At 44.1% G+C, this 23,169-nt stretch carries 16 protein-coding genes; 9 read left to right on the forward strand and 7 right to left on the reverse strand.

Annotated features, from left to right (window positions below; all coding sequences use genetic code 11):
* The first annotated feature begins 632 nt into the window (after positions 1 to 632).
* The 6 genes from BGI33_RS13320 (at position 633) to BGI33_RS12090 (ending at position 7,066) form a co-directional block, all read left to right on the forward strand.
* A complete protein-coding gene (locus BGI33_RS13320) occupies positions 633 to 770 on the forward strand; it encodes a hypothetical protein (RefSeq protein ID WP_180297053.1) in 138 nt (45 codons plus the stop codon).
* Positions 771 to 1,197: 427 nt separating this feature from the next.
* A complete protein-coding gene (locus BGI33_RS12070) occupies positions 1,198 to 2,877 on the forward strand; it encodes an MFS transporter (RefSeq protein ID WP_100091424.1) in 1,680 nt (559 codons plus the stop codon).
* A 14-nt stretch (positions 2,878 to 2,891) separates the two neighbouring features.
* Positions 2,892 to 4,151, forward strand: a complete 1,260-nt coding sequence (locus BGI33_RS12075; RefSeq protein ID WP_100091425.1) for an HlyD family secretion protein — start codon at positions 2,892 to 2,894, stop codon at positions 4,149 to 4,151.
* The gene (locus tag BGI33_RS12080) at positions 4,148 to 5,548 is read left to right on the forward strand and encodes an efflux transporter outer membrane subunit (RefSeq protein ID WP_100091426.1); all 1,401 of its coding nucleotides are present in this window, start codon (positions 4,148 to 4,150) and stop codon (positions 5,546 to 5,548) included. The genes BGI33_RS12075 and BGI33_RS12080 overlap by 4 nt, the downstream gene beginning before the upstream one ends.
* A 145-nt stretch (positions 5,549 to 5,693) precedes the next feature.
* Entirely contained in the window at positions 5,694 to 6,533 is an 840-nt protein-coding gene (locus BGI33_RS12085) for an RnfABCDGE type electron transport complex subunit B (RefSeq protein ID WP_100091427.1), read from the forward strand.
* Between the two features lie 89 nt (positions 6,534 to 6,622).
* On the forward strand, positions 6,623 to 7,066 hold the full coding sequence (locus tag BGI33_RS12090) for an META domain-containing protein (RefSeq protein WP_100091428.1): 444 nt from the start codon (positions 6,623 to 6,625) through the stop codon (positions 7,064 to 7,066).
* 127 nt (positions 7,067 to 7,193) lie between these two features.
* Here the strand turns inward: BGI33_RS12090 and fumC are convergent, their stop codons facing one another.
* Positions 7,194 to 8,582, reverse strand: coding sequence for a class II fumarate hydratase (gene fumC, locus BGI33_RS12095; RefSeq protein ID WP_100091429.1), 1,389 nt, complete (start codon positions 8,580 to 8,582; stop codon positions 7,194 to 7,196).
* 385 nt (positions 8,583 to 8,967) lie between these two features.
* Here fumC and BGI33_RS12100 point away from each other — a divergent pair, with 385 nt between their 5' ends.
* Entirely contained in the window at positions 8,968 to 10,734 is a 1,767-nt protein-coding gene (locus BGI33_RS12100) for a cation:proton antiporter (RefSeq protein WP_100091430.1), read from the forward strand.
* Between the two features lie 170 nt (positions 10,735 to 10,904).
* On the opposite strand, the gene sbmA is transcribed toward BGI33_RS12100, so the two are convergent.
* From sbmA to BGI33_RS12130, 6 genes are all read right to left on the reverse strand, one after another.
* Complete coding sequence (gene sbmA, locus BGI33_RS12105) at positions 10,905 to 12,107, reverse strand: peptide antibiotic transporter SbmA (RefSeq protein WP_100091557.1); 1,203 nt, start codon at positions 12,105 to 12,107, stop codon at positions 10,905 to 10,907.
* Between the two features lie 160 nt (positions 12,108 to 12,267).
* Positions 12,268 to 13,587: a phosphoethanolamine transferase gene (locus BGI33_RS12110; RefSeq protein ID WP_100091431.1), complete on the reverse strand. Its 1,320-nt coding sequence runs from the start codon at positions 13,585 to 13,587 to the stop codon at positions 12,268 to 12,270.
* Positions 13,588 to 14,071: 484 nt separating this feature from the next.
* Positions 14,072 to 14,818, reverse strand: a complete 747-nt coding sequence (locus BGI33_RS12115; protein WP_100091432.1) for a 5'-methylthioadenosine/adenosylhomocysteine nucleosidase — start codon at positions 14,816 to 14,818, stop codon at positions 14,072 to 14,074.
* A gap of 146 nt (positions 14,819 to 14,964) precedes the next feature.
* Positions 14,965 to 16,749, reverse strand: coding sequence for an exodeoxyribonuclease V subunit alpha (gene recD, locus BGI33_RS12120; protein WP_100091433.1), 1,785 nt, complete (start codon positions 16,747 to 16,749; stop codon positions 14,965 to 14,967).
* Positions 16,750 to 16,788: 39 nt separating this feature from the next.
* Complete coding sequence (gene lolD, locus BGI33_RS12125) at positions 16,789 to 17,484, reverse strand: lipoprotein-releasing ABC transporter ATP-binding protein LolD (protein WP_100091434.1); 696 nt, start codon at positions 17,482 to 17,484, stop codon at positions 16,789 to 16,791.
* The gene (locus BGI33_RS12130) at positions 17,477 to 18,727 is read right to left on the reverse strand and encodes a lipoprotein-releasing ABC transporter permease subunit (RefSeq protein ID WP_100091435.1); all 1,251 of its coding nucleotides are present in this window, start codon (positions 18,725 to 18,727) and stop codon (positions 17,477 to 17,479) included. The genes lolD and BGI33_RS12130 overlap by 8 nt, the downstream gene beginning before the upstream one ends.
* 597 nt (positions 18,728 to 19,324) lie before the next feature.
* On the opposite strand from BGI33_RS12130, the gene BGI33_RS12135 reads away from it, so the two are divergent.
* Both BGI33_RS12135 and BGI33_RS12140 read left to right on the forward strand, forming a co-directional pair.
* The gene (locus BGI33_RS12135; protein ID WP_180297052.1) at positions 19,325 to 22,102 is read left to right on the forward strand and encodes a flavocytochrome c; all 2,778 of its coding nucleotides are present in this window, start codon (positions 19,325 to 19,327) and stop codon (positions 22,100 to 22,102) included.
* Positions 22,103 to 22,161: 59 nt separating this feature from the next.
* Entirely contained in the window at positions 22,162 to 23,112 is a 951-nt protein-coding gene (locus BGI33_RS12140; RefSeq protein WP_218965202.1) for an FAD:protein FMN transferase, read from the forward strand.
* Positions 23,113 to 23,169 lie beyond the last annotated feature (57 nt).

Consider the following 23,169-nt stretch of genomic DNA (forward strand, 5'->3'; position numbering starts at 1 on the left):
GTTAGCCTAGTTAAGCAGAAAAATTTAATTTATAGCCTATCTTAAAAGTATCCTGACAATTTTACCTTATTAATAATAAATGAAAAAGCGGAAAAAAACCTAAAAATTAACTTGCTTTATTACCAAATAAAATTTACATTGTAAAAACTTAAATTTTCAATAAGATGTAATTAAGAATGATTATGTCAAAAAACTACCTTAATCACACTGGCTATTTTGAGTTTTTCAATACTAAATACAAATGCAACCTGCAAAAATTCTAAAAAGATAATGAACCACATTTATTGATATCTGGCATCCAACTCTAACATTGGACATCTCAATATGTATTGTGTCCCGAAAGGAAATTCTGAATATAGCATTTCATCAAAGTGGGACTATATATAATATATTGCCGAGAATAAGGTGTTTTTGACTTAACTGGCGGTGCAATTAATCATCATTGGTAAACAACATGGATAAAACAGACATCCAGCAAGAACATTTAGCTAGCTGAAATTAATACGCGGGCAAATGAACTGTTTGCTAATATTGATCAATTTGCCCAGAATCTTCAACGAAAATACAACTTTTATTCAGATCTGACTGTATATGCATGTGCTTGCGCATTAGGACATATATCAGACATTAATATGTTAATTTATTTATTGAATCCCCAACTGGCACCGGCATATTTGCAAGGAACTGATTACAACACCATCGTTGAGCGAATCAGAAAGGAAAAAAAAGAATTTGACGAATCCATTGCCAGAGATGTAGAAGAAAATTAATTTTTAAAAAGCTCCTTCAGGAGCTTTAGCTTTTCTCTTTGCCAAATTTTCTATACCGTTCAGATACAATATGTTATTTATTCATATAACTTTCATAAGATACTAACACATACTCTTGGTTACACATAAATAAATTAGATAAATTGTTGTAATATATAAAATTATCCAAACATTCTTCACTCAATTCTTGATAACCTGAAACAGACAGACTTATAAAAACATTATAAAAACATTAATTTAATCCAAAATTTGCTAATATCAGGTTATTATTACATTAATTAATCATTGTTCGTAGAAATCAATATTTTGTTTTAAAATGATTCAAGCAATACCTAAACTGTCCATCCATCTGGATTTATTCAGGCTTAATGGATGGCATTTTCAATTGTAGCTGCTAGAACAAATCATATATGGCAGTAAAAATCCCATGCCTCATACTACTTATCAGTTAAAACCGCATGAACGCCCCATGATGGCAGGTTCGCCCTCATTCCCAGACCATCCATGGCGAAGGCGTGTTTGCTATGCCATCATCGGTGTACTGGTAGGTTTAACTGCCGGCTTTACCAATGGCATGATGCTGGCCAATATTCCGCAGATGCAAGGTTATCTGGGACTGACGCCTGAACAGGGCGGCTGGATACAAGTATCCTATTACATGTTCAGTGCCATTATTAGCGTATTATTATTCAAAATCCGCCAGAATTTTGGCCTGCCGCGTTATGTAAGTTACATTATTCTGGGGCTGATACTAACCAATAGTCTACAGTTTTTCTTCCATAGCTATCATATGGAATTATTCGCCCGCGGTATGAGCGGGCTTGTAGGCGGCAGTTTAAACAGCATGGCCATGTATTACATGATGCAGGCCATGCCAACTATTCATCGCGCTAAAGGTATGATACTTGGTCTGGGGCTAACCCAGCTTAGTCAGCCGCTGGCAAGATTCATCTCTCCCCTACTGTTACAGCACGAACAGTTTCAGCTTATCTTCAGCTTCCAGTTAGGGATGGCGCTGCTGGTATGCGCAGCAGTATGGCTATTGCCCATTCCCTCCGGCTATCTGGAAAAATCATTTGAAAAAATTGACCTCATAAGCTTTCCCTTAATGGCAGCCGGTATTGCGTTTATTTCTGCCGGAGCCGTACAGGGAAGAATTGTCTGGTGGGACAAAGACTGGATTGGTTGGCTGTTTGTAGCCGGTGTCGTGTGCTGTATGCTTTCCGTTATCATTGAATACAATCGCAAACGGCCGATGCTTGATATCAAATGGATGATGCACACCAACGGAATGCTTCAAATTCTGATTTTCGGCTCACTGATTCGGGTTGCCTTATCTGAACAGAATATGGGTGCAGCCGGTTTAATGACTGTATTAGGTCTGAGTAACGACCAAATGATGCATTTTTATGCTGTTACTTCCTGTGGTGCGGCACTGGGGCTGATTACCAGCGTATTCACGTTCAAACCTACCGATATTAAATTACCTCTGGTTATTTCATTTGCCATTATTGCCATGGCCAGTTTTATGGAAGTCGGGCAAAATCAATGGTCACGACCGGTCAATTTCTATATTCCGGAATTTATGATTGCCTTCGCCTCCCTGTTTTTCTTCGGTCCAGTAATGATGGAGGGGCTGATTCGGGCTATTTCAAAAGACTCGGTATACATTATGAGTTTCTCCGCAGTATTCGGTTTTTCCCAGACAGTTGGCGGACTGATTGGTTCGGCCCTGCTTAATGCATTTATCACTATCCGGACACGCATACATTTAATCAATAGTGCCGATGGTTCCTATCTTACAGACCCGCAGGTTAACCACCTAATCCAGCAAAATGCACATGCCAGCGAACGTTTCAGCTTCGACAGCACATGGAATCATGCGTATGGTGTCAGCAAACTGATTCAACAGGATAGCATGCTGGCACAGGTAGCTGCCTACAATGATTTATTTGTGACAGTTGGTATCGGTTCGTTAATCTGTTTTCTGGTTGTCGGCGCGCATCGCTGGTGGCATCAGGTGCATGGCACCAATCCAATTGGGCGTGAGCTGAAAAATTTTGCAGCAGCCCGCCAGCGTGCGATGCAGGAACCACCAAAACAATAATATAGAGGATTATAATGACTAACACACCGCAAAACAGACCTGACCAAATCCCAGAAACTGACCAAAACCAGACTGAAAAACCGTTATCATCCGCCAGCAGTACTGGTAGCGGGCAAACATCCGCACAGGTAGCCGGTAGTCAGGCTGGTTCGAATCAGACGGCAGGTAGTTCTACAGCAGCAGACAAAAGTAATCCACCTCCTGCCCAGCCAGTAGCCAGCCAGTGGCAACCACCGCAACGCAAATGGTTTGTTACTGCCATACTGGTACTGATACTGATGCTGGGTATCCTGATGATTCTACGCGCCTGGCAATTACCACCATTTCGCAATTCCATGGTTTCTACCGATAATGCCTACGTGCGCGGCCAGACCACAATCATCAGCCCGCAGGTTACTGGATACGTGACTAAAGTATATGTACAGGATTTTGACGACGTTAAAGCCGGCCAGCCATTAATCCAGATTGATGACCGCATCTATAAACAAAAAGTTGCTGCGGCTGAAGCCGGAATTGGCCTGCAAGACAGTAGTCTGGCCAATTATGAGCAAAATCGCCGCAGTAAAGAAGCCACACTGGCGGCACGTGCAGCGGATATTGCCAACGCACAGGCACAGCTGGAAAAAGCACAGGCAGACATGGCTCGTGTAAACATACTGGTAGCCGATGGCTCGTTGTCTTTACGCGAGCGTGACCAGACACGTGCCGCATTGAAACAGGCTCAAACCGGCGTAGCCCAAGCCAAAGCACAATATCGTGTGGCTCAGGAAGACTTGAAAAGTACTCATGTCAACAAAAGCGGCCTGAAAGCAAACGTAGATAATGCACACGCTCAACTGGGGCTGGCACAGATCGACCTGTCCAATACAGTCGTGCGCGCACCTGAAAATGGCCGTTTGAGTGAAATCAGCGTTAAAAACGGCCAGCTGGTGAATGCTGGCACACAATTAATGTTTCTGGTACCAGAACGCAAATGGGTAGTAGCCAACTTCAAGGAAGCACAGACAGCTCATATTCGTGTCGGCCAGCCAGCATGGTTTACCGTAGATGCACTCAATGGTGCCAAAATCAGCGGTACCGTAGAAAAAATTTCTCCTGCTGCCGGTAGTGAATTTTCTGTCATCAAACCGGACACCACCACAGGTAACTTTGTTAAAGTACCGCAGCGTATTGCCGTACGTATCCGCATAGATAACCATAATGAATTTTTCGAACGCTTGCGCCCGGGCATGTCGGTGGTAGTGAGTATTGACACAACCAGAGTGAAAGCATGAAAGCATCTTTAGTCCAACTTTTTGCACTAACAGCACTCTCCATCTGTGCAAGTGGCTGTATTCCCCGGATTCCGAGTATTCCGGCAACAGCACGGGTAGAAGCACCGGCACAATGGCACGAACAATATACTCAAACAACACAAAATGCGGATGCACAGTGGTGGACACAACTGAATGATCCGGTTTTAGATCAGCTCATCAACGAAGCCCTTGCCAATAACATCGATATTGCTCTGGCACAAACGCGGATACAGGAAGCACTGGCTCAGGAACATGCCTCGCGCGCTTCATTATTACCCAGTCTCGATGCCAGTGGTGGTACTACCCGGCAAAAAGGCCTGAATGCCTTTGGCATGGCTACCATTACCAGAGTTGAACAGCCGGCTTTTCAGGCTGCCTATGAACTGGATATATTTGGTAAAAACCGTAATGCGTTTAAAGCTGGCCATCTAAGCCGGCAGGCTACCGAAATTGCTGCAGCAGCTACCCGCCTCAGTGTCATTACTACCACAGTTAAATCCTATATTACCCTGCGGGCGCTGGACGAAAAACTGAATCTATTGCAAAAAACACTGGATGCACGTCAGCGTGAACTCAAAATTGCCCAGTCCAAGGCCAACGTAGGCTATACCTCACAACTGGAGCTTAATCAGGCACAAGCAGAGTATGCGGCCACGCTGCAACAGATTCCGGTGATTCAATCCAGCATCAGCCAGCAGGAGCATGCACTGAGTATGCTGGTAGGCAGTAACAGCCACACTATCGAACGGGGCTTATCACTATCTGAACTGCATGCACCAGCCATTCCTGCCATACTGCCTTCCGATCTGATGAAACACCGCCCGGATATCGTGCAGTCATCATTATTACTGGCCGCCAGTGACGCCAGTCTGGCTTCGGCACAGGCAGAATTTTTACCATCAGTAAAAATCAGTGCCACACTTGGCCGTGTGTTTTCTACTGCACCCATTAAAGAACCAGTTAATATATGGAGTATAGGTGGCAGTATACTGGCACCTATCTTTGAAGGAGGTAAAATTCAGGCCAATTTTGACCTGAACGTGGCCAAACGGAATGAAGCAGCCTGGAATTATCGCAAAACCGTGCTGACAGCACTAAAAGAAGTCGAAGACCAGCTATCTGCCAGCTATCGCTTACAGCAACAGGAGCAGGCTCTGGGAATGGAGCATGATGCACTGGCCAATGCCTTGCACCACGCAACCAATCGCTACCGCGCCGGTTATTCTCCCTATCTGGATGTGCTGGATAGCCAGCGTAATCTGCTTAGTGTGGAAAGCCAGCTTATTCAGAGTAAGGCCGACTATCTGAATGCACAGGTTTCACTGTATCAGGCTTTGGGTGGAGGCTGGACACTAAACACAATGCCTAACCATTAATCAGCATAAATTCAAATATCATCACAGTCTGTGCAGGCAACGGATACATCTGTCTTCAAAAAAGGCCTGAATATGTCTGCAAATTTGCTGATCGGCCTGTATGTTAGAATAGCTGTTTTCCAGTATTCAGCTTCGCAGTCTTATCATGTCTATTGCTTCAGAACACATTGACCGGCTCCTACCCCAGACACAATGCAGGCAATGTGGTTATCAGGGATGTTCTCCATATGCACAAGCGTTAAGCCGGGGTGAGGCTGCCATTAACTTGTGCACCCCGGGTGGTGCCACGGTCATCAGGGATTTGGCGCAATTACTGAATGTGCCAGTACTGCCTCCTGCCGACCCGCTCAAAGCGGAGCAGCCCAAAGCAATAGCTGTGATTGATGAAGCAGAATGCATTGGTTGCACCGCCTGCATCAAAGCTTGTCCGGTTGATGCCATTCTGGGCGCTACCAAACAAATGCACACCGTTATCAGCAATGAATGCAGCGGGTGTGAATTATGCATTGAGCCCTGCCCAGTAGACTGTATCAGCATGCAGCCAGTACAAGAACACTGGCTGCCCCGTGCTCGGCAATTGGCCGAAAATCCACAGGACGAGCGTTTTGCCGCTGCCACACAAGCCAATGCGCGTTTTCAGCACCGCACAGCCCGCCTGCAACGCTTACAACGCGAGAAAGAACAGCAATTGCATGCACGCCAGCAAAAAACAGCAATTGCAGCCACACCGGCAACCAAATCAGCCAGTAGCATCAATCCGGCCGCACTGATTGCCAAAGCCATGGCCAAAGCACAAACCCAGCAGTTACAACGGCGCGTTCCCGACAATCAGGACTCATTCCAGCAACAGCAAATCGCCAAGGCTCAGGAGCAAGCCAGTTATCGCCGTGCGATGCGTGATTTACAATATGGCAGCGAACAGCAGAAAGCTGATGCACTTGTCTGGTTACGTTTATATAAGCAACAGCGCGAATCCCAGCAATAATGCACTTAGTCTGATAAAATCAAAAAAAATGATAAACTTACAAGTTATAATCAATATTAATTAATAACCTAACCTGATGAAATTCTAAAATGAAGAAGCTAAAATTGATTCTGGCATGCGTAGCTACTCTGCTTGTGCTTAATGCCTGTGCTTTTGCATACAAGCCCAATACCAAGTATTTATCCGGTAACTGGCAAATTCGTACTCTGAATGGCGAACCCACGCCTGATGCGTCTTCACGCATTCGTTTTGACCCTAATACCCATCAATACTTTGCTTATTTTGGCTGTAACCAGATAAATGGTACTTATCGCGATTTTCGCCATACCCTGCACTTAAGCCGGCCATTTGGTATCAACAAATTGTGTTCCAATATTGAAGATGAACGCACCGGCACGGGCACACTGGGTTTCGTTGACTCATGGCGCATTATTAATGACTCTATTGGTGTACGCTTACAATTACTGGATAAAAACCGCTATGTTCGGGTAGAGGCACGTTTACTACCAGAAACTGACAATAAAAAGAAATAAAATCTGGTGATAGCAGGAACGCATAACACAAAACAAAGCAGCCCAATTTTGTATTACCGAAAAGCGTCCCAACAAAAAGCCACATTGAATATTCATTACAATGTGGCTTTTTAGCTAGCTTACAACATTAATGCGGAGCAATCATATCTTCAGGAATTACCCATTTATCAAATTCTTCCGCAGTCAGAAAGCCAAGCTCAATCGCAGCCTGTTTCAGGCTGGTATTTTGTGCATAAGCGGTTTTGGCAATCTTAGCAGCCTTTTCATAGCCAATATGGCGATTCAAGGCAGTAACCAGCATCAGTGAATGATGCAAATTGGCATCAATTTTTTCACGTACCGGTTCAATTCCTTCTGCACAGCGCAGATTAAAGCTATTGCATGCATCTGCCAGTAAACGCACTGATTGCAGAATATTAAACACCAGCACCGGCATGAACACATTCAGTTCAAAATTACCGGAAGCACCTGCTACAGTAATTGTCGCATCGTTACCCATCACCTGTGCAGCCACCATAGTCATCGCTTCACACTGGGTTGGATTTACTTTACCCGGCATAATACTTGAGCCTGGCTCATTGGCCGGAATGGTGATTTCACCAATACCACAGCGCGGGCCACTGGCCAGCCAGCGGATATCATTGGCAATCTTGTTCAGACTTACAGCCAGCGTTTTCAGGCTGCCTGAAGCAAATACCACAGCATCCCGTCCGGCGAGGGCTTCAAATTTATTGGGTGCGGTAACAAATGGCAAACCTGTCAGTTCTGCCAGTTTTGCCGCAGCCTTTTCAGCATATTGAGGATGGCTGTTCAGGCCGGTACCCACGGCTGTACCGCCCAATGGCAATTCATACAACCAATGCAATGCCTGCTGCAAACGTGCCAGGCCATGATCCAGCTGGCTGACATAACCACTGAATTCCTGCCCTAGTGTTAACGGTGTTGCATCCTGCAAATGGGTACGGCCAATCTTAACAATATCTTTAAAAGCTTCAGCTTTAGCAGCCAGCGTATCACGTAGAGCCTGCACAGTAGGGATCAGATGCTGGTTAATCTGAATGGCAGTAGCAACATGAATAGCAGTCGGAAATGAATCATTGGTAGACTGGGCATGATTCACATGATCATTCGGATGCACCGGTTTATAGCTGCCGCGCGGCTGGCCAGCAATTTCATTGGCCACATTGGCCAGAACTTCATTCATATTCATATTGCTCTGAGTGCCAGAACCGGTTTGCCATACGACCAATGGAAACTGGTCAGCCAGCTCGCCTGCCAGAATACGTTCAGCTGCCTGCACAATCAGACCGGCACATTCATCACTGATGCGTCCAAGCTGCTGATTGGTTAATGCAGCCGCCTTTTTAACCAGAGCCATCGCCTGGATCATCGCTGGTGGCAAGGTTTCACCGCCAATGTCAAAATTCTGTAGGCTACGCTGAGTTTGCGCACCCCAATAAACATTTTCAGATACAGCGATTTCACCCATGCTGTCATGTTCAATACGTGTATTCATATCGTCTCCATGATTGTTTGCTCATTATTCTTCAAATAAAAACAATAATTTGCATACCAGTCAGGTATTAATTACATTCCCAGACCCTCTAGAATATACTTAATCCCCATTTCTATTATAAGCAGGCTTAATTGTGCAGTGATTCAACCAACTTAGCCACCAATTTATTGCATTTATAAACAGATGTTAATACAAGAATAGGATTTTATTATTAATTTTTATGATAATTTACTAATATATACCAAAGTAGTTTTTTGCTGTACAGCCTGAGTGCTCAGTCAGCAGGTAAAAGATCAAATCGCCAATGTCTATATAAATCAAAATAACAATACGCTAACGAGTTTGTGGCAGAATAGAAATCTGGTAAACAACAAAAGCATAAGTAATGGATATAGCCTTTCAGTTTTCAGCATTACTGGCACTGGGCATGGGCGCACAATGGCTGGCTTGGTATCTGAAACAACCATCCGTACTGTTTCTGCTGTTTGCCGGCATCATCATTGGTCCTGTACTGGGCTGGTTTCAACCTGATGTCGTGATGGGAAACCTGCTTTTTCCCTGCATTTCACTTGGTGTAGCCATTATTCTGTTTGAGGGTGCCCTCACCCTGCAATTTCATGAAATCAGCCAGCATGGACGCATTGTTCAGAATCTGGTCACACTGGGTGCACTGATAACCATCGCCGTGTTATCACTGGCTGCATACTGGCTGTTTAAGCTGGATTTGCGCGTAGCCATACTGTTTGGTGCCCTTGTCTGCGTTACTGGCCCGACAGTTATTGCACCAATGCTGCGCAGTGTGCGTCCGCGTAATCAAATTGCCAATATCCTGCGCTGGGAAGGGATTATTATCGATCCGATTGGCGCTATTGCAGTAGTGCTGGTGTATGAATACATCGTTTCCAACGGGCACGAAAACTCACTGCTACTTTTCAGCAAAATTGTGCTTGTGGCCATCATCTGCGGTGGTTTGGGTGCTGTGTTTCTGGCCAATGCCATCAAGCGCTACTGGTTGCCCGAATACATGCGCAATGTAGTGACCTTTGCTTTTGTGCTCACTGTATTTTCCCTATCCAATTATCTGGAAAGCCAGTCCGGTCTGTTAACCGTTACCATCTTGGGGCTGGCACTGGCCAACTGGCCACAATTCCCCCGACAAAGCATACTGGCCTTTAACGAATCCCTCACCCTATTATTTATTCCTACCTTATTTATTATTCTGGCTGCACGCATGGATGTGGCAGCACTGCTGGGGCTGGGCTGGCATGGTTTAGCCTTATTATTCATCGCCATGTTTGTTGCCCGCCCCCTAGCCGTATGGTTTTCATCTATCCATTCCGGCTTAAGCGTACAGGAAAAGCTGATGATAAGCTGGATTGGGCCACGTGGTATCGTCGCTGCATCCATTGCTTCACTGTTTGCGCTACGCCTGCAAAATCAACATTTAGCTGGAACCGAACTGCTGGCACCGATGGTTTTTCTGATCATTATCGGTACAGTGCTGATTCAGGGCTTAGGTGCAAAAACCATTGCCAGCCTACTCAAGGTACGCGAGCCGGGTAATAATGGCGTACTGATTGTTGGCAGCAATGAAGTAGCCCTTATGCTGGCCAATACCCTCAAACAACTGAATATCGATGTTTTAGTGGCCGATTATCACTATGTACAGATTGCCCGGGCACGCATGCAGGGGCTGCGAACCTATTTTGGCAATCCCGTTTCAGAAAACGCACAAACCCAGCTGGACCTGATTGGCATCGGCCACCTGTTTGCCGTAAGCCGTGATAAAGAACTGAACACCTTATGTGAGCTACAGTTTCGGCATGAATTTGGAGAACAGAATATTTACCGCATCCGTTTTGCCGAAGAGCAGGATTTAACTTCCCGCGCACAAAAACAGCATCAGTACGTATTCCGCCAACTGTTTGAAAAAGATGTTACTTTCAGCAGACTGGAAAATATGCTCAATAAACAGGCAAGGATTAAAATTACCAATATTACTGCTGCCTATGATTATCAACAGTACTGCCACGATCATCCGCAGGCAATACCCCTGTTTCTTCAGGATAAAAACAATACTCTATCTATCATCAGTACTGAATTTCAGCCTGCTATGGCGATTGGCAAAAGACTGATTGCACTGGATTATTAGCAGAGAACAACAGTAGCCTATGTTTTGAAAATACAGCTGTAACTCACAATCAGCAAATATAAATTCAAAAAATAATAGCAGGTAAACAGCACTTAAATTAAATTTTACTTAATAACCATATTTACACGAAAATCATTTTCGCCATACAAATATGAGCATGATAGGTACTATTAATTCTTCTCATGTAATATCGATTCAAAAGCTTTCAGGCGTTTATGAATTGATAAGAGCTCAATAATGGTTTTCCATGAATTAATCAGATACTGAAATGATTCACGCACATTATTAAACACATTAATAATCTGGTTAATCAATCCGAGCGTCATCGTACCCGCAGCGATAGACGGTGATAACATAACCAGACCAAACAGCCCGTCTAGCTGTAAATACCAAGTGCTCACCATATTGAAATAAGCATAGTGGAAATACAAACGATAGTAATTAATCCGCACCCGCTCAAAAAGCTGTTTCAGGGTAGCAGGCTGGGCACGTTCACCATGATCTTCCCCATACACCAGCTCCTTGCGGTAGGCCGCTTCCACTTTCTGATTATTGTACTGAAGACCGGGCAACTTAATGCCCACTACCATCAGCAATACCGTACCGAACAATGACCAGCCCAATGCCGCCCAGACCAGCGAGTATTTAATTTCACCAATCAAGGGTAATACTGGTACATGGCTGGATAGCTGAAACAAAATCGGTAAAAATGCAATCAGTACCATCACTGCTCGTACCAGACTCACACTCAGCTCTTCCACAATCGTGGCAAAGCGCATGGTATCTTCCTGAACACGTTGAGAAGCACCCTCAACAGTACGTAATTTTGGCCAGTGATCAATGTAATACTGATTCATGGCTGTACGCCAGCGAAATACATAATGGCTGACAAAAAAAGCATTCAGCATAATCACGGTTACCGCTACCATCGCAATCAGCAGAAAAGTGAGCATATTCTGATAAATATGATTGATTGGCCCGCCACCACTGCCGAGCATCTTCTGAATCATATCCCAGAATGGGCCATACCAGGCATTGATGGTTACATTTACCTGCACATTAAACCAGATATTGAACAGGATTAAGGCCGAACCCCATATTGACCAGCGCTGCCATGGATGCCGTGCCACCACTGACCAGAAAACAGCAAAAATGGTTGTAGCCAGTACAAACCAGATATAAAACCACAGAAATCCGGGCGACCAGAAACGCGACAGACCAATAGCCAGAGGTTTATCCGCATAGCCCTGCGGCCAACCAAACCACTCACCTGCCGCTTTACCACCCGCATACCAGAGAGCAATATTCAGACCAATCCACAAGATAGCAGACAGGAAAAACCAACGGGGCTTCGGGAAAAATGACTGAAACACAATTTCATCCTGATAAAATAACTGCCGGTTGAGAGACAAAATATTTATGGTTTTAAACTATGTTAGCTAGTGCTTGCTTCGGCCACAATGCTTACACAACCACACTGATTGTAAATCAGCTATTAAATAGTGACTTTTATACAAAGTCAATTAATATAATCTAGTTTTGGTAAGGTCTGATTTCGTCAATGGGCAAATCCCGATAGTCAAAAATATTCAAATCTGTATCCATCACCTGAATTTTTTTACGCGGGATGAAATCTGTTGATAAAACAGAATGTGTATTTAACTCATCAATTTTCTCAATACCCATCCAGTCATAAATTAAATAATAATTATCCTCAGTAGGATATATCTCTCTATATTCACCGACCCATCTACTATTGGCGGGCACATTTGGGCTATACCAGATAAATTGCGGTACATCTACCCCCTCTTTAGTTGGATGCACAACAGCATGCGTGTAGTCTATCTGTCCCCGTTTAATCTTAATAGTTTGCCCATGATCTGAAAAATACAATAATGAAGCTTTTTTGCTGCGTAAATGACTAAAAATTTCTCCTAATATTTTATCTGTAAAATGAATGGAATTATCATAACAGTCTTCTACTGGAGAACGCCCATTTTTAAACACCTGTTCACTTTCTGGGTATTTATTACATGCATTTTTATGACTACCATTAATGTGTAGAATAATCAATTTTTTTTCAACACTATTATCATTCAATATTTTTATAAATCGGGGCAATAAAGTATTGTCATAACCACCGTTCAACCACTCCTTAGTTTCTGCTGCATTTGCAATGGTTGTAATTAATGTATCATATTTATTAATCTTACCCTGTTTACTTAACCAGTAAGTTTTAAAGCCAGCCTGACCAGCCAGATTTACTACGTTATCACCCAGTTTATTAATACCCCTGTCATTTATCGTTCGACTACTTAAAACATTTGGTACCACCATCAATGTTACCGGAGCCGGAGCTACAGCCTGATTAAAAATGAACAGATTTGCCCGCTCTTTGTCGATATTAGGTGTAGTTAATCTGGAATAGCCATAAAGACTTAAATTAGCACGTCTGGCTGATTCACCTATTACGACTACATAAGTATCTATATCAGTTTCTTTACGCTGTAATTTATATACAGTTTGCTGCCCAGCTACGGTTTTAAGAACATTCATATCCTTATAAGCACGCGAAAGTATGGCAAAATTATTCAGTCCAGTATAAGGCCATACTTTTTCACCTAAATCAAAATTTTCCTGACTAAGTCGACCTTTAGCAATCTGCTCTAATGCTTTAAGCGGTATAGCTACTATAAATAGTATTACAATAACTTTAAGAACACGCAAAGATAAAATTTGTGCTGTAGTTTTAATCAGTACAATTAAAATTGCAAATATAAATATTAAGCAAAAGATTATATGCCAGTAAGCGTGCAAAAAATCTATCGCTTCACTGGTATTGGAAGCTAACATAGTAATAGCTAGCTCCACATTAAACTGGCAATGATATATCTGAAATATTATCAGCGATATACTAGTATTAAAGCACCAGACAAGTAACAACAGAATCGAAAATATGCGCGTAAGCCTGCTTTTCCATAACAGAACTAACAGACAAAAATAACCAACTGTCGCACAATATAGACCAATTTGATAAATTACAGAGTAATTCGATGCATCAAGAATAGGTAAGCCACAAAAAGCAAGTAATAATAAAATTACATATTTATTAATAACTAACTTCAATGCTACGTCCCCAATAATACAAAAATAAAGAATTAAATTTTTATATAAATAGCATATAAATATAGTAATTGACTATCTTAATAGCCTAAATTATGCTTAAACCTATATTAAGCAGCAGCTATTACTCAAACTTATAAAAATTTCTGGGTTTTGCAAAGGCTCTATATAAAATAAACCCAATTAATTTCCATACCTGACAATAATTAAATTTTTATATATCGAATTTTACTGAATAATCATGCTGAAACTCTACGGTTTGTGTAATGGATATCAGATTGATTACCATCTTTGCTGAGTGAATAGCTGCTTGCTGCAAAAACTGATCAAAACTAATTGAAGCATTGGCGTCGCCATTGTCTGAAATAGCACGAATAATCACAAAAGGGACATTGAGCTGATGGCAGGTTTGTGCAATTGCAGCAGCTTCCATTTCCACGGCTACCACATCAGCAAAATTTTCTTTGATAAAACGGTTTTGTTCAGCGGTACCGATAAACTGATCACCACTCACGATTAAACCAGTATAGATTTCAGCACCAGCAAATACTTGAGCAGCCTGTTTGGCCACATCAATAAGATGCTGGTTAGCAAAGAATCTTGGTGGCAATTGTGGTACCTGGCCAGGCACATAGCCAAAAACAGTGACATCAACATCGTGATGAGCCACCTCATTACCAACCACTACATCCCCAATCTGAATACCAGCTTTCAGGCCACCAGCACTGCCCGTATTAATAACATAATCAGGTGCAAACCGTTCAATGATAACTGAGGTAGTAAGCGCTGCGTTGACTTTACCTATGCCGCTCAGGGCAAGTATCACCGGTACCCCTTTAATTTCACCCTGATGAAAATGTACCGCTCCGGCCACACTATCCTGCCGGTTACCCAGCTGTTCAAGTAAATAATCCAGTTCGGGCTGCATTGCCGCAATAATTGCAATTAAAGGTTTATCCATGATTCAGTCTTTGTGATATTTCCTGATAAAGCAGAATAGCATAAATTTATTCCACCAACCAGAATATTATAGATACATAAAATTAAGTTTCACAGCATGGATTGTCAAAGTAAGCAGGCAAGATTAAAGCCAGCAAATAGGCAGAATTAAAATAAAGACAACTGCGATTGTTTTTTAGCCAATTGAGCCAAGGCTGCACTTAATCCGCTGCGCCGCTGCTGGTTATTTTTTATACCTTGTGCCAACTGTCTGGCCGTACCACAAAAAGTAAATTGCTGTCTGGCGCGTGTAAGTGCTGTATACAAAAGAGAACGATTAAACAGAGGATCGTCTGCCGCTGCCTGCGCCTGAGGAGCCAGCAACCACACACTATCGTATTCCGAACCCTGACTTTTGTGCACTGTAATCGCAAATGCAGCTTCATGTTGAGGCAGACGGCTAAGGGAAATGGCACGATAGTTCGCACCGTCGGCAAAATAGGCAAGCAGGTGTCCCGAATTATCCCGATCCGGGAGAATGACACCAATATCACCATTAAACAAACCAACCCCATAATCATTCTGGGTAATCAGAATCGGCAGACCTGCAAACCAGCTATCAGTATTCAGATGTAACTGCTGGCGTAAATAACGCCGGTACTGCTGGTTAAATGCTTCTGCATCAGCGCGCCATGCAGTCAATACCATAATATCTGTTAGATGGCTGAAAACCGCTGCGATATTATTTTCAGCCACCGCCTGCCACCACATTCGCTGCTGTGAATATAAATCGCGGCTCAATCGCTGCATATCAGTCTGCTGCAATTGCAACTGTGCTGGGAAACTGGTTACTGCATTAAGTGCTGCACTATCGTCACCATTGATACAAGCCATTGCCAACGCACCAATACCCTGAGTAGCGTCAAAGCGATAACTGTGACTCAAAGTAGCAACATGTGCAGCCATATTGGCTTCATTGCTGGATGGGGGTAAAGGCTGCTCTAGCAAAAGCGCTGCGAGTTGCTGTTTCAGCACAGGAGACAATACTGTCGGCTGAGATAATTCTGCCAGCACATTACCGGCACCTACCGCCGGCAACTGGTTGGCATCTCCGAGCAATATCAGGCGCACATCAGGTTTTAATGCGCGCAACAGTGCCCGAAACAGGGATAAATCTAGCATGGAAGATTCATCAACCACCAGAATATCCACCGGCAAGGGGTGTTCCGCATCATATGGACCCGTTAACAGCGGCGGCTGTAGTTGTAGCAACCGGTGCACCGTCTGACCTGTTAAACGTCCCAGTAATTGCATACTGCTGTCCGGTAGGGGCAGTTTATTCAGGGCACGTTGTAAAGCATTAGCCATATGAGCAGCCGCTTTACCGGTAGGCGCCACCAGCGCAATCTGTGGTGGACGCGACAACGGCCAGGCGTGTTTGAGTAATAATCCCAGAATTTTGGCAACCGTAGTTGTTTTCCCCGTGCCCGGTCCACCATTAATCACCACAAAATGCTGGATTAAGGCCAGTGCAGCCGCGAAGCGCTGCTGGGCACTGTCTGCTTCAGGAAACCAGCTGGCCAGATCGGCAGCCACAGCCGCGTCATTTATCCTTGCAGGCGCAATATCGGCCAACCGCCACAAGCTCTCAGCAATATCCTGTTCTAGCTGCCACATACGCCCTAAAAATAAATGATTGTTTTGCAGAATAAACGGAGTATAAGCTCCGGCAGCGCCCACCAAAACACGACAGTTGCGGATTGCCGCCAGATGTTCGCGGGGTACCACAATATGACTGTCTCCCCGATTGAAAGCCCATAACAGCGCGTCTGCCCATGGCTGCATAACAGCCCACTCAGTGTGTGCGACCACACCAAGCACCTGAGTCATTGCCTGTAGCGCCGGATGGGTAGCCTGTGCGGAAACCTCAACCAGATTGACATTATCAGCCATGCACAATCAACCAAGATGACAAAATACGATTTCCCTACTTTAGTTAGCAATAAATGGTGATAATCTGCCGTCTGTTACCGTTAAAACCTCATCAAAGCGGGCGGCCAGCTCATCATCATGGGTTACCACAACCAGACTGGTATCCAGTTCATGCTGTAAATCCAGCATTATATCCAGTACATTGCCAGCGTTTTTCCGATCCAGATTACCGGTTGGTTCGTCGGCCAGTATACAGGCAGGATGAGTAACCATAGCCCGTGCAATTGCAGCCCGTTGCCGTTCTCCACCAGACAGTTCACCCGGCCGGTGCGCCATCCGCTGTTTCAGTCCCACTTTATCCAGCATTGCTTGCGCCTGCTCTTCAGCCTGAGCTTTAGACATGCGCCCTATCAGCAGAGGCATCATCACGTTTTCTAATGCTGAAAACTCTGGTAACAAATGATGAAACTGATAAACAAAGCCCAGGTACTGATTACGCAACTGACCTACAGCTTTCTGACTCAACTGGGTTATACCCTGCCCCATCAAACGTATTGTGCCACTACTAGGGGTATCCAGTCCCCCAAGCAGATGCAGCAAAGTGGATTTGCCGCTACCGGAAGCACCAACAATACTGATACTCTGGCCACGCCTGACATTAAAATGCAAATCATCCAGCACCGATACCTGTAAATACCCATCATCATAGGTTTTACAAACATGCTCACATTCAATAACATACTCGGGTTTATTCATAGCGCAAAGCCTCTGCCGGTTGCGTTTTGGCGGCACGCCAGCTTGGATACAATGTGGCAACAAAGGCCAGCAACAAAGAAATCACTGCAATCATGCATACGTCAGAAAATTTGACATCCGTAGGCAGATAACTCACAAAATAAATCTGGGACGGTATCAGGTGTTTGCCGGTCATATGTTCAAAAAAGGCAACAATGCGGCCAATATTCAATCCGAGCGTTACCCCGAAAATCACCCCAAAAAAGGTACCGAGAAATCCGGCTACTGCCCCCTGAATCATGAAAATACGCATTACACCACCCGGAGAAAGTCCAAGTGTGCGCAATATGGCAATATCAGCCTGTTTTTCAGTTACAGCCATCACTAACGACGACACCAGATTAAAAGCTGCTACAGCGATAATTAACAACAGAATAATGAACATTATTCGTTTTTCCATCTGCACCGCATCAAAATAGCTGCGATTCTGGAAAGTCCAGTCGCGAATCCAGATTTCATTCTGTAGTTTTGCCGGTACCAACTTCTGAATCACAAAAGGCGCATTCTGCGGATCGGCCAATTTCAGGCGCAAACCACTCACATTATTGCCTAGCCGATACAGTTTTTGCGCATCGGTGATATGGGTTAAGGCAAGCGTATTATCCACCTCATAAATCTTCGTTGTAATCACACCTACCAAAGTAAACTGTTTTAAACGCGGCACCATGCCGGCTGGTGTTACATTGCCATCTGGCGTGATTACAGTAACCTTGTCACCAATATTGGCGCCAAGCCCGTCAGCGAGGTCTTTACCCAAAAGAATACCAAACTCACCCGGCTTAAGACTGGCAAAACCATTATTAGGCATTCCCTGACCATAATCGACAACATTACCTTCCAGTGCCGGTTCAATCCCGCGAATTTGCACACCACGCACCTCTCCTGCATTGGCCAGTAATGCCTGATCAGCTACATAGGGCGCCGATCCCACCACCTGTTGGTTATCTTTTATCAGCTTCTGTAAATCCTGCCAGTGCTGATCCAGACTGTTTTCGTAAAACCCCATTTCAGCATGAGGAGCCACACTGAGTAACTGATTACGGATTTCTTTTTGAAAACCATTCATCACAGACAGTACAACAATCAATGTTGATACGCCAAGCGCGATACCAGCAATAGATACCGCAGTGATGAATGACATAAACCCATTACGTTTCCTGGCACGTAAATAACGTAAGCCAATCCATGTTTCCAGAGATGCCATGAGTGCTATATTTCAATAGAAAAAACAGATTGTACCTGAGCGCGGCAAGCAACGTCATGCTTGTGTCTCATTGTGCAATTGTTAATATTTGTTAATAAAATAAACTCAATCTGTCTGCGTATGGTGAAAATTATCTTAATACAGCCAACAAGATTATATAAACACATGAAATTAATATACTTTTAATATTTATATCGATAGCAGCAAACTTAAAACAAATACTGCTACCCTTATATGTAGCAGCACTATTCTTAATTATTTTATTCTGCCAGAAATCGCCCATGCATAGCCAGATATCAGAAAATTCCTATTTCCAGTGCAATATCATGCAGGACACACCTGCTGTCCTGACCAGAAATTTAATGCTGGCAATAAACTTGCAGAAAGACATATATAACAATAGCCGCAAAAATATATTCATTTTATAAACTACTACTTTACCAGATTTAACCAGCTAAATTTGACACGTATCAATACAATAAATTAAATACATGCCATTGTTATATTTATGCCTTTTATTCAATAGATAACCCCTCAGGTTTTACGCTACCATGCGCATATTTTTTTATACCAAGTTCTGATTAATTGGCATTGAATATGAATAATCCATCTTCTCCCCTTTTTAATCCGCTTACCTTACCCAACGGTGTTGTACTGAAAAACCGTCTGGTGATGGCGCCCATGACTACCTGCTGTGGTTTTTATGATGGTACCGTCACTGATAACCTGATTGATTACTATCGAGAGCGTTCTGGCAGTATAGGCACAGTAATTGTTGAATGCGGCTATGTAGATGCACTGGGACCAGCTTTTCCCGGTGCAATAGGTATTCACAACGATGACTGCATTGAAGGGCTGAGTCTCTTGGCCGCAGCCATAAAAGAACGCGGCTCCAAAGCAGTTATACAAATCTATCATGGCGGGCGTATGGTAGAGCCTCGGCTAATCGGCGGCCAGACACCTGTAGGCCCCAGTGCCATCGCTATTCCACGGCCGAATGCAACCGTACCGGTAGCCATGACAGCTGGCGAAGTTGAAGACATGATTGGTAAATTTGGCGAAGCGGCACGACGTGCAATTGCCGCAGGTTTTGATGGTATTGAAATTCACGGAGCCAACACCTATCTGATTCAGCAATTTTTCTCTCCTCATGCCAATCAGCGGCAGGACAAATGGGGTGGCAGCCGCGAAAACCGTACCCGCTTCCCGCTGGCCGTACTGGAAATCAGCCGGCAGATGGCACAGAAACATGCCACTAGCGAATTTATTATCGGTTACCGGTTCTCACCGGAAGAACTGGAAGTGCCGGGTATTACTTTTGACGATTCCCTATTCCTGCTAGATAAACTGGCTCAGGCCGGTTTAGACTATGTCCATTTTTCCATGGCGGCCACATTACGCCCATCCATTATTGACAGCAGCGATGAAACCCCATTAATTGACAAATACATGCAGCTGCGTTCTGCCACACTGGCCAAAATACCGGTTATCGGCGTGGGTAATGTCGTGAATAAGGCCGATGCAGAAACAGCAATGGCACATGGCTATGATCTGGTTGCAGCCGGAAGAGCCTGTGTAGCTTATCCAGACTGGGCTGAGCGTATTCAGAACCAAAATGATTTACAGCTATCCATGAATAGCGACCAGCGGGCTAATCTGTGCATACCAGAACCATTATGGCGTTTTCCCCTTATTCACAGCATGGTACGCGAAATCAATACGAAAAAATTCCATGCCGGCACTTATCAGCAAACCGTTAGTGACGATTTCGACAATAAATTCGTTATCAATGTTGAACTGGGGCAGGACTTTATTAAAGACCTGTCACTGGTCAATACCGAACAACTGGATCACGTTTCTATTCGTAATTTTAATGAAATCAAAGAGCGTATTCTGGCCGCTAACAGCCCTTATGTAGATGCAATCAGCGGTGCTACTTCACAATGTGATGCATTTAAAAAAGCAGTTACCAAAGCCATATCTACTTCTTATAAAGTGGCCACCATCGTCGAAGGTGGCGATGCTGATGACAAATCATGTGATGTTGTTGTAGTGGGTAGTGGTGGCGCCGGTCTGGCCGCAGCCATTGAAGCACATGATAAAGGTGCTTCAGTTATCATCATTGAAAAAATGCCGGTTACCGGTGGTAATACCAACAAAGCCTCAGCCGGCATGAATGCAGCGGAAAGCCGTTTCCAGCAACAGGCAGGGATTATCGACCATAAAGAATGGTTCTATAATGAAACGCTTAAAGGCGGTAAAAACAAAAACAACCCGCAATTATTGCACTACTTTGTCGAACACGCTCCGGCAGCGATAGACTGGCTGGATGAAAAAGGAATTCAGTTAAATAATTTAACTACTACCGGCGGCATGAGTGTAGACCGCACCCATCGCCCAGATAGTGGTGCAGCCGTTGGTGGTTATCTGATTAGCGGCCTGTTGAAGAACATCAATGATCGTGGCATTGAAGTAATGCTCGATACCTCTGTTACCGATATTGAAATGAAAGATGGCCGCATCAATGCAGTAATGGTGTGCGATGAAGAAGGCAATGAACAACGCATCAGCACCAAAACAGTCATTGTCGCAACCGGCGGCTTTGGTGCCAATGCACAGATGGTTACACATTACCGGCCTGATTTAGCTAATTTTGTCACCACCAACCATAAAGGTGCGACAGGTTCAGGCATTGCACTGTTACAGAAAATCGGTGCCGGCACTGTCGACATGAATGAAATACAGATACACCCCACAGTAGAACAAAATACAGCCTATCTGATTTCAGAATCCATTCGCGGCGGTGGTGCCATTCTGGTATCGCAGTACGGTAAACGCTTTGTCAATGAAATGGATACGCGTGACAAAGTTTCCAACAGCATTATTGACCTGCCTGAACATTATGCTTACATACTGTTTGATGAACAAATTCGAGCCGAAAACAAGGCAGCAGAAACTTATATCGGCAAAGGACTGGCAGTACAGGCCACCTCACTGGCAGAACTGGCCGATAAACTGAACATCAATGCCGAGAATCTTGCTAACACTGTAGAATGCTACAACCGTTTTGTAGAACAACAACATGATGAAGATTTCGGGCGTACTACCGGCATGCGCCATCCATTAAATCAGCCATCCTTTTATGCCATCCAGATTGCCCCGGGCATTCACCATACCATGGGCGGTGTAACCATCAATACCAACACCGAAGTACTGGATACCCAAGCACAGGTTATTAAAGGTGCCTATGCCGCAGGTGAAGTAGCTGGTGGTGTGCATGGTGGCAACCGCATAGGTGGCAATGCCATTGCCGATATCATTATCTTTGGTATTCAGGCTGGCGATCAGGCTGCCGCTTATGCTAAAAACCATTAACTATTAACACATAGCTCATCACCATGTCTGGTTCATGTTACACCTATAGCCAACAGCTCATGGGAACAACTGTTTCCCTGCAACTGTTTGTCGAAAATCAGCAGGCAGTAGCAGCAGTTTTCAATACCATTCAGGCACTGGAAACACGTTTAACGGTCAACCGTGACCATTCAGAAGTGATGAGCATTAACCATGCTGCCGGCAAACAACCGGTAGCAGTAAGTAAACTGGTATTTGATTTAATCCGACAGGCTAAAGCAGCCAGCCTGCTGCCGCACAGTTGCTTTAACTTTGCCATCGGCCCGATAGTCAAGCTATGGAAAATCGGCTTTAATGGACACAGTATTCCTCCGGCAAAAGAAATAGCACACCGATTAACCCTGACTAATCCGCATCTGATCGAGCTGGATCAGGCAAAATATACAGTGTATCTGGCCAAAGCCGGCATGGAAATTGATTTAGGAGCCATTGCCAAAGGCTATATTGCCGATATTACCAGACTAGTATTGGCTCAATATGGCATTCATCAGGCTATCATCAATTGTGGCGGCAATGTATTAACCATTGGCTGCTCACCGCTTACTCCCAACCAGCACTGGCATATCGGTTTGAAACGCCCTTTTGCCAAAGCAGACAGCTTACTCGGTATACTGCACGTGCAGGACAAATCTGTGGTTACTTCTGGGATTTACGAGCGTTATTTTATGCTTAATGAACAGCTTTATCACCACATTATCGACCCGTTCACCGGCTATCCACTGGATAATGAACTGCAAAGTGTAACCATCATTTCAGATAATTCATTAACGGGGGATATTTATTCAACCATTCTGTATGGTTTTGGCGTCAGACAAGGGCTGAATGAACTGGAAAAACACAAAGATATGGGCGCTATATTTGTAACAAAAGATAAAAAAATATTTGTCAAATCCAATCAGCATTTCCAGTTTGAATTACTGGCAGATGATTATGAGCTCTGCCAATCATTCATACCAGAACAGACACAATAAACTGCTTTTGCCCACCCATATCAACTATCGTTATCCAGACGGTAATAGCTGCTAAAA

This window comes from Snodgrassella alvi (assembly GCF_002777425.1).
Taxonomy (GTDB): domain Bacteria; phylum Pseudomonadota; class Gammaproteobacteria; order Burkholderiales; family Neisseriaceae; genus Snodgrassella; species Snodgrassella alvi_B.

What these genes read in the sequence shown, in the direction of transcription:
- BGI33_RS12135 (WP_180297052.1), top strand. Translation starts at nt 19,325, where the DNA reads ATGAATAATCCATCTTCTCCCCTTTTTAATCCGCTTACCTTACCCAAC.
- BGI33_RS12140 (WP_218965202.1), top strand. Translation starts at nt 22,162, where the DNA reads ATGGGAACAACTGTTTCCCTGCAACTGTTTGTCGAAAATCAGCAGGCA.
- BGI33_RS12130 (WP_100091435.1), bottom strand. Translation starts at nt 18,727, where the DNA reads ATGGCATCTCTGGAAACATGGATTGGCTTACGTTATTTACGTGCCAGG.
- BGI33_RS12100 (WP_100091430.1), top strand. Translation starts at nt 8,968, where the DNA reads ATGGATATAGCCTTTCAGTTTTCAGCATTACTGGCACTGGGCATGGGC.
- BGI33_RS12085 (WP_100091427.1), top strand. Translation starts at nt 5,694, where the DNA reads ATGTCTATTGCTTCAGAACACATTGACCGGCTCCTACCCCAGACACAA.
- recD (WP_100091433.1), bottom strand. Translation starts at nt 16,749, where the DNA reads ATGGCTGATAATGTCAATCTGGTTGAGGTTTCCGCACAGGCTACCCAT.
- BGI33_RS12115 (WP_100091432.1), bottom strand. Translation starts at nt 14,818, where the DNA reads ATGGATAAACCTTTAATTGCAATTATTGCGGCAATGCAGCCCGAACTG.
- BGI33_RS12075 (WP_100091425.1), top strand. Translation starts at nt 2,892, where the DNA reads ATGACTAACACACCGCAAAACAGACCTGACCAAATCCCAGAAACTGAC.
- fumC (WP_100091429.1), bottom strand. Translation starts at nt 8,582, where the DNA reads ATGAATACACGTATTGAACATGACAGCATGGGTGAAATCGCTGTATCT.
- lolD (WP_100091434.1), bottom strand. Translation starts at nt 17,484, where the DNA reads ATGAATAAACCCGAGTATGTTATTGAATGTGAGCATGTTTGTAAAACC.
- BGI33_RS13320 (WP_180297053.1), top strand. Translation starts at nt 633, where the DNA reads ATGTTAATTTATTTATTGAATCCCCAACTGGCACCGGCATATTTGCAA.
- BGI33_RS12070 (WP_100091424.1), top strand. Translation starts at nt 1,198, where the DNA reads ATGCCTCATACTACTTATCAGTTAAAACCGCATGAACGCCCCATGATG.
- BGI33_RS12090 (WP_100091428.1), top strand. Translation starts at nt 6,623, where the DNA reads ATGAAGAAGCTAAAATTGATTCTGGCATGCGTAGCTACTCTGCTTGTG.
- BGI33_RS12080 (WP_100091426.1), top strand. Translation starts at nt 4,148, where the DNA reads ATGAAAGCATCTTTAGTCCAACTTTTTGCACTAACAGCACTCTCCATC.
- BGI33_RS12110 (WP_100091431.1), bottom strand. Translation starts at nt 13,587, where the DNA reads ATGTTAGCTTCCAATACCAGTGAAGCGATAGATTTTTTGCACGCTTAC.